This window comes from Bacteroidia bacterium (assembly GCA_025056095.1).
In the GTDB taxonomy this organism is placed as follows: Bacteria; Bacteroidota; Bacteroidia; order JANWVE01; family JANWVE01; genus JANWVE01.
Genome location: JANWVW010000155.1, coordinates 1 through 6747, shown reverse-complemented (window position 1 = coordinate 6747; position 6747 = coordinate 1). Strand labels below are relative to the sequence as shown.

The window sequence follows — 6747 nt, the reverse complement described above, 5'->3', positions numbered from 1 at the left end:
GCGTAGCCCGTAGCACGCCGACCTTGTGGGCATGAGCGCAAGCGAAACGCCCACAAGGGCACGCCCAAAAAATAAAAATTTCTGAATATCAATCTTTTGAGTAAAACAAAAACAAACTTAAATCCAAAAGATTATGCCACGTGTATTTCTAATAGTTTTTTACCTGATAAGTATCCTGTTAGGACATCACCCGGCAGAGTTTTACCTACTCCCGCAGGGGTACCTGTAAAAATAATATCGCCCTTTTTTAAGGTCATAATAGTGGAAATGTAGCTGATAATAGTTGGCACATCAAAAAGCATATATGCAGAATTGCCTTTTTGTTTTAATTCACCATTCTGATAGAGTTCAAAAGTGATATTTTTTAAGTCAGGAACATCGGACAAAGGGATAAAATCGCCCACAGCTGCACTGCCATTAAAGCACTTTGCTTTTGTCCAAGGTAGCCCTTTTTTCTTACATTCCTCTTGTACATCCCTTGCGGTAAAGTCTATCCCCACACTAATTTGATTGACATATTTAAGCGCATACTGCGGTTGAATAAACTTACCTTCTAAGCAAACCTTGAAAATTAGTTCAATTTCGTAGTGTATTTCTTGGGAATAGTCGGGTAAATATAAAGTGCCTTTGTTTTGCAGTAGTGCTGTGTCAGGTTTGATAAAAATAACAGGTTCAGCAGGAAGGGGATTATTGAGTTCGCGAATATGTTCTGCGTAATTTCTACCTACACAAATGAATTTCATAAACCTATAAGTTTGATGAGGTATTTAGCTTGAATTCAGAGAACTTTTTCATTTTTTAATTGTCCAAGCACTTGACTTGCCCATTTTCTAGTAGATATTTTTCTTTACTTTCAGGGCAAATGGCTATACCTTCTTCGTTGAATTGCAACCTATGTCCGTATTTGCTCATCCATCCTATTTGTCTTGAAGGATTTCCGACAACTAGTGCATAAGCAGGTACGTCTTTGGTAACTACGGCACCTGCACCTACAAAACAGTATTCGTGCAAGGTAACTCCGCACACAATTGTGGCATTAGCGCCAATAGTTGCCCCTTTTTTGACAAGAGTTTTTTTGTATTCGTTTCTTCTGCTAATTGCTGAACGCGGGTTGATTACATTTGTAAAAACCATAGAGGGACCCAGAAATACATCATCTTCACAAATTACACCCGTATATACAGATACATTATTTTGAATTTTGACATTATTCCCTATAATTACCTCAGGCGCAATAACCACATTTTGACCTATGTTGCAATTTTTACCTATGATGCAGTTGGGCATAATGTGGCAAAAGTGCCATATTTTAGTTCCTTCACCTATAACACAGCCTTCGTCTATGTACGCAGATTCATGTGCAAAATAGTGTTTTTCCATGCAGCAAAAATAGAGAATAAACTCAAAATTCACTTTTGATTACAGCAACAAGCAATTTAATTTTTATGTTATGTACAGGTTTGAATTTCAAAACTTCATATTTTTACATTCGGTAATATGAAAAAGCCTGTTTTTAATCGTACTAAAATTGTAGGAACGATAGGTCCCGCAAGTGCAGATAGAAATATATTAAAGCAGCTCATTGAGTTAGGATTAGATGTATGTAGAATTAACGCCGCTCACGGCAATCATGGCTTTCATGAGCAAATTATTCATAATGTTAGAAGTATAAACATGGATTTAGGTTCGCATATTTGCTTGTTATACGACTTACAAGGACCTAAAATTCGGATAGATGAGGTAGAGAATAACGAAATAGAAATTGCATCTGATAGCATTATTGAAATTAGCACAGAAAGAGTATTAGGTAATTCGCAGAGAGTTTCTATCAACTATCCTTTTTTAGCTAAGGAGGTAAAAGCGGATGATTTGATTTTAATAGATGATGGCAAGATACAATTAAGGGTTTTAGAAACAGATGGTAGTACTGTGGTCAAAGCAAGAGTAATAGTAGGTGGCAGGTTAAGTTCTAAAAAGGGAGTGAATTTGCCGAACGTGCAATTGTCTATACCTTCCTTAACTGAAAAAGATTATCAGGACTTAGATTTTGCTTTATCGCACAATGTAGAGTGGATAGGTTTATCGTTTGTGCGTAGCGCAAAAGATGTAAAAGTACTTAAAGAGTATATACAAAGAAAGGGGAAAGAAAGCAAAGTGATTGCTAAGATTGAGAAACCTGAGGCACTTAATGATTTAGATGCTATTATACAAGCAGCCGATGGAATTATGATAGCACGCGGAGATTTAGGCGTAGAGATTCCAATGGAAGACGTACCTATGATCCAAAAAAATATAGTGCGCAAGTGTAACCAAGCAGCTAAACCTGTCATTATTGCTACTCAAATGATGGAGTCTATGATAAACAATCCTCGCCCTACTCGTGCTGAAACGAACGATGTAGCCAATGCAGTTTTAGATGGTGCAGATGCAGTTATGTTAAGTGGAGAAACAGCAATGGGTAAGTATCCTATCCAAGTTATTGAAAGCATGCAACGAATTATTGCATCAGTGGAAAAAGAAGAAATTTTGTACAATAGAAATGTTCCCTTAGATCCTAAATCAGAAACTTTTCATTCCGACGCAATTTGCTATGCTTCTTGTGTATTAGCTGAAAAGGTAGGTGCCAAAGCTATTACAGGACTTACACGAACAGGATATACTGCTTATCAGCTATCTAGGCATAGACCAAAAGCCCATATTTTTATCTTTACGGATAATGTTCCTTTACTCAACACATTGAATCTTATTTGGGGCGTACAGGCTTTTCACTATGATGGTTTTGTGGGTACAGATGAAACTATGCATGACATTAAGCAAATTTTATTAGAAAAAAAACTCATTCAAAAAGGCGATGTAATTATCAATACTGCAAGCATGCCTATGTTGGCGCGTAAAAGAACAAATATGCTTAAAATATCCGAAGTAGATTAAAAAATGGCTTGATTTTGTCAGCTTTAAGTACGTAGAAAATATGCTACTATTGTTGTATTTTTGTTAAAAAATGATTATTTTTGTGTGTAATAAACCTTGCCAATATATTTGCCCATTATGCTACCAAAATGGGGTATAATATTGATTGCTGGTGTTTTACTATCAATTTTGTCGTATGCTTATCCGTTAGAAATTCAACATGGTAGGCACAGAATTATACTTTCCTACCAAGCCAATAAAATTACTTTGCTAGAAGTAGGTTCGCAAGGTGAATTAGATACTATTGTAACAGTAAATCATGAGGAAGATATCAAAAAAATTCAAGTTTTACCTGATAAAAAGTCTTTTTATGTTCTACATCAGGACAAAGAGGGTACTTTTAGCGGAGGGCAGGTGCATTATAACTTTGTAGATGTAACCACTATGTATCGTTACGAAGATGGGTATGTTATAAAAGTATTCAAAAAACGGAATGTCAATCTTTTGGGGCATATTGTTTTTAAAGAGTACATTATACGTGAAAACGGCTTAGTCTACACCATAGATGACGAATTTGTACAAAGCAAGTACCCTGTTACATCGTTATTTGCAATGCGGGCTAAAAGCAATTATCCAAATCTCCCTGATAGCACGTATCAAAGGTTAAAACAAGGTAAGACTTTCGGCAGTCCTAACGAAATTTATACTGTACTGCGAGTAGTAGATAATGAAACTAAGATTATAGTGGAAAGAAAAGTAGAGAACAGTAGAAAAGGTGAGCAAATACTGCTACTAGAACTTAGTCCTGAATTCTATATAAGCAACGAACTAGGTAGAATTGAGTACAAGGCACATCATCAAAATATAGTTTGGTCACAAAAAACAAAATCATTTTACTATACCGAAGATGAACACGCACCTAGCACAGTGCATTGCATAAGTTGGGCAAATAATACTCTTACCGATCTTGGTAAGCACGCAACTAAATTATCTAACCTAGTTGTCAATGAAACTCATGGTTTTTTGATGGGAATAGACAAAAACCATGCGCTCCAATTTTTTATCATCGACAGTAAGGGACTACCTGCTTTAACTTCATCTTATACCTGCAAAGAAAGTAGTATGAATGAAGCTGTACTTTCACAATTTACTGTGGTACCCTATGAAAACGGAATAAATGTGTTAGTTGGCTTTGGAAAACCCTCAAAGGAATCTACTCAAATGTTATATTTTTATGCAATTTTAAGTACTACGGGGGAGAGCACTTCTTGGAAAACGCATCAGTTTAGCTACATAGATAAAAAGCACATTCAGTTTATTGACATAGAGTCAAGTTATTAACAAGCTATTGACTCAAAATGTAATCAAAATCTGCGTTTTTTGCTCCACACACCTCAAAATTTATTAAAAATTTTTTGGTCAAAGTAAATGTGCAAAACGAACTTAAAAAGCAAAGTAAGTATTTTTGTCATAATGTCAGATTCAGACATGTCTGACATTTTTTCATTTCTGTCATAAATGACAGAAATAAGATGGAATGAATCTAAAACTTAATCATGCTGAAAATGAGCATCTTACAAAATAAACGATTTATCCACAAACTCAAAATAAGCATTTTTGGAATGAAATTAGCACTCGGCTTGGCACACTGCTAAAAGTTGAACTATAATCAAAACAGAAATAAGTACTATGGCAATCAACATCAAACCATTAGCGGACAGAGTAGTAGTCAAACCTGCTCCCGCAGAGGAGAAAACAGCTGGAGGTATCATAATCCCTGATACCGCAAAAGAAAAACCACAAAGAGGTACTGTTGTAGCTGTAGGTCCAGGTAAAAAGGACGAAGCAATTACTGTAAAAGTAGGGGACACTGTCCTATATGGCAAATATGCAGGTACAGAAATCCACATTGATGGAGAAGACTACCTCATTATGAGAGAATCAGACATTTTTGCGATTATCTAAACTAACTAACCTTATCTTTCTTTTTCTTTCTGCAATTCATTTTACTTAAAATCCTAATCAAAACTAACAACTAAAAAAAGTAAAGTATGGCAAAGATCATCAATTTTGACAGCGAAGCAAGAGAAAAGCTAAAAAGAGGGGTTGATACCTTAGCAAATGCTGTAAAAGTAACCCTCGGTCCTAAGGGGCGCAATGTAGTAATTGATAAAAAATATGGTACTCCTACCGTAACAAAAGACGGGGTTACTGTAGCCAAAGAAATTGAACTAAAAGACCCCATTGAAAACATGGGCGCCCAACTTATCAAAGAAGCAGCATCAAAAACTGCTGATATTGCAGGAGATGGTACTACTACAGCTACAGTGTTAGCTCAAGCTATAATTACCGCAGGTTTGAAAAACTTGGCTTCTGGAGCTAATCCCATGGGTTTGAAGCGTGGTATTGACAAAGCAGTAGCAGCTGTAGTCGAACACCTCAAAAAACAATCTAAAACTATCTCTAACAACATTGAAATTAAACAAGTAGGTACCATCTCTGCTAACAATGACACTGAAATTGGCGAAATAATAGCCGATGCAATGAGCAAAGTAGGCAAAGATGGTGTAATTACAATAGAAGAAGCCAAAGGTCGCGAAACGTATGTAAAAACTGTAGAAGGTATGCAATTTGACCGCGGCTACCTATCTCCCTATTTTGTAACTGACCCTGAAAAAATGACCGTAGAATATGAAAACGCCCATGTACTCATCTATGACAAAAAAATCTCCTCAATGAAGGAACTCTTACCTATACTAGAAAGACAAGTTCAAACCGGATCACCTTTGCTTATCATAGCTGAAGATGTTGAGGGAGAAGCACTAGCCACATTAGTACTCAACCGTATTCGTGGAGCATTGAAAGTGGTAGCTGTCAAAGCGCCTGGCTTCGGTGATAGACGCAAAGCAATGTTAGAAGATATTGCTATTTTGACAGGAGGTACTGTTATTTCTGAAGAGCGCGGGCTTAAACTAGAAAATGCTACCCTAGACATGCTCGGACGTGTAGGTAAAGTCATAATAGACAAAGATGACACTACCTTAATTGAAGGTAAAGGAAAAGAAGCAGACATTAAGGCAAGAATAGCCCAAATCAAGTCTCAAATTGAGAGCACTACTTCTGAATACGATAAAGAAAAATTACAAGAACGCTTAGCTAAACTTTCAGGAGGCGTAGCCGTACTCTATATTGGCGCACCTACCGAAGTAGAAATGAAAGAGAAAAAAGATCGTGTAAACGATGCCCTTCATGCAACACGTGCAGCAGTACAAGAAGGTATTGTACCTGGTGGAGGAGTAGCACTTGTACGCGCCATTGAAGCCCTTGATAATGTTAAATACGAAGACCCTGATGAAAAAACAGGTATTGACATTATCCGCAGAGCGTTAGAAGAACCTTTACGTTGCATTGTTAAAAATGCAGGCGGTGAAGGTGCTGTAATTGTACAAAAAGTGTTAGAAGGTTCTGGGGACTTTGGATACAATGCTCGTACAGAAACATTTGAAAATCTATTTAGCTCTGGTGTAATCGATCCTACCAAAGTTACTCGTGTAGCGCTTGAAAATGCGGCTTCTGTAGCTTCTCTACTACTTACTACTGAATGCGTCATTACAGATGAGCCTAAGGAAGAACCTTCTGCTGCAAGCGGAAACGTACCTAGCAATATGTACTAATACAGAAAAATCTCACTAAGCAGCCTTGTTTATACAGGGCTGCTTTTCTTTTTTATTTTGCAAAGAGAATAGTCATCAAAATTTAATTTTAATTTTTTTGGGCGTGCCCTTGTGGGCGTTTCGCTTGCGCTCATGCCCACAAGGTCGGCGTGCTACGGGCTAC

Annotated in this window: 6 protein-coding genes; 4 read left to right on the top strand and 2 right to left on the bottom strand. The window is 36.9% G+C overall.

The annotated features are described in order from the left end of the window. Positions 1 to 131: 131 nt before the first annotated feature. Both NZ519_10520 and NZ519_10515 read right to left on the bottom strand, forming a co-directional pair. The gene (locus NZ519_10520; protein MCS7029182.1) at positions 132 to 743 is read right to left on the bottom strand and encodes a fumarylacetoacetate hydrolase family protein; all 612 of its coding nucleotides are present in this window, start codon (positions 741 to 743) and stop codon (positions 132 to 134) included. A 55-nt stretch (positions 744 to 798) separates the two neighbouring features. Next, entirely contained in the window at positions 799 to 1380 is a 582-nt protein-coding gene (locus NZ519_10515) for an N-acetyltransferase (protein ID MCS7029181.1), read from the bottom strand. A 117-nt stretch (positions 1381 to 1497) separates the two neighbouring features. Between NZ519_10515 and pyk the strand changes: the two genes are divergently transcribed. From pyk to groL, 4 genes are all read left to right on the top strand, one after another. After that, positions 1498 to 2931: a pyruvate kinase gene (pyk, locus tag NZ519_10510; GenBank protein MCS7029180.1), complete on the top strand. Its 1434-nt coding sequence runs from the start codon at positions 1498 to 1500 to the stop codon at positions 2929 to 2931. Between the two features lie 117 nt (positions 2932 to 3048). Continuing rightward, entirely contained in the window at positions 3049 to 4251 is a 1203-nt protein-coding gene (locus tag NZ519_10505; protein MCS7029179.1) for a hypothetical protein, read from the top strand. A gap of 348 nt (positions 4252 to 4599) precedes the next feature. Further along, positions 4600 to 4875: a co-chaperone GroES gene (locus tag NZ519_10500; protein MCS7029178.1), complete on the top strand. Its 276-nt coding sequence runs from the start codon at positions 4600 to 4602 to the stop codon at positions 4873 to 4875. 86 nt (positions 4876 to 4961) lie between these two features. Further along, positions 4962 to 6584, top strand: a complete 1623-nt coding sequence (gene groL / locus NZ519_10495; protein ID MCS7029177.1) for a chaperonin GroEL — start codon at positions 4962 to 4964, stop codon at positions 6582 to 6584. Positions 6585 to 6747 lie beyond the last annotated feature (163 nt).

Excerpts from the sequence above, each read along its gene's own strand:
- NZ519_10500 (MCS7029178.1), top strand. The coding sequence starts at position 4,600 with ATGGCAATCAACATCAAACCATTAGCGGACAGAGTAGTAGTCAAACCT.
- groL (MCS7029177.1), top strand. The coding sequence starts at position 4,962 with ATGGCAAAGATCATCAATTTTGACAGCGAAGCAAGAGAAAAGCTAAAA.
- pyk (MCS7029180.1), top strand. The coding sequence starts at position 1,498 with ATGAAAAAGCCTGTTTTTAATCGTACTAAAATTGTAGGAACGATAGGT.
- NZ519_10520 (MCS7029182.1), bottom strand. The coding sequence starts at position 743 with ATGAAATTCATTTGTGTAGGTAGAAATTACGCAGAACATATTCGCGAA.
- NZ519_10515 (MCS7029181.1), bottom strand. The coding sequence starts at position 1,380 with ATGGAAAAACACTATTTTGCACATGAATCTGCGTACATAGACGAAGGC.
- NZ519_10505 (MCS7029179.1), top strand. The coding sequence starts at position 3,049 with ATGCTACCAAAATGGGGTATAATATTGATTGCTGGTGTTTTACTATCA.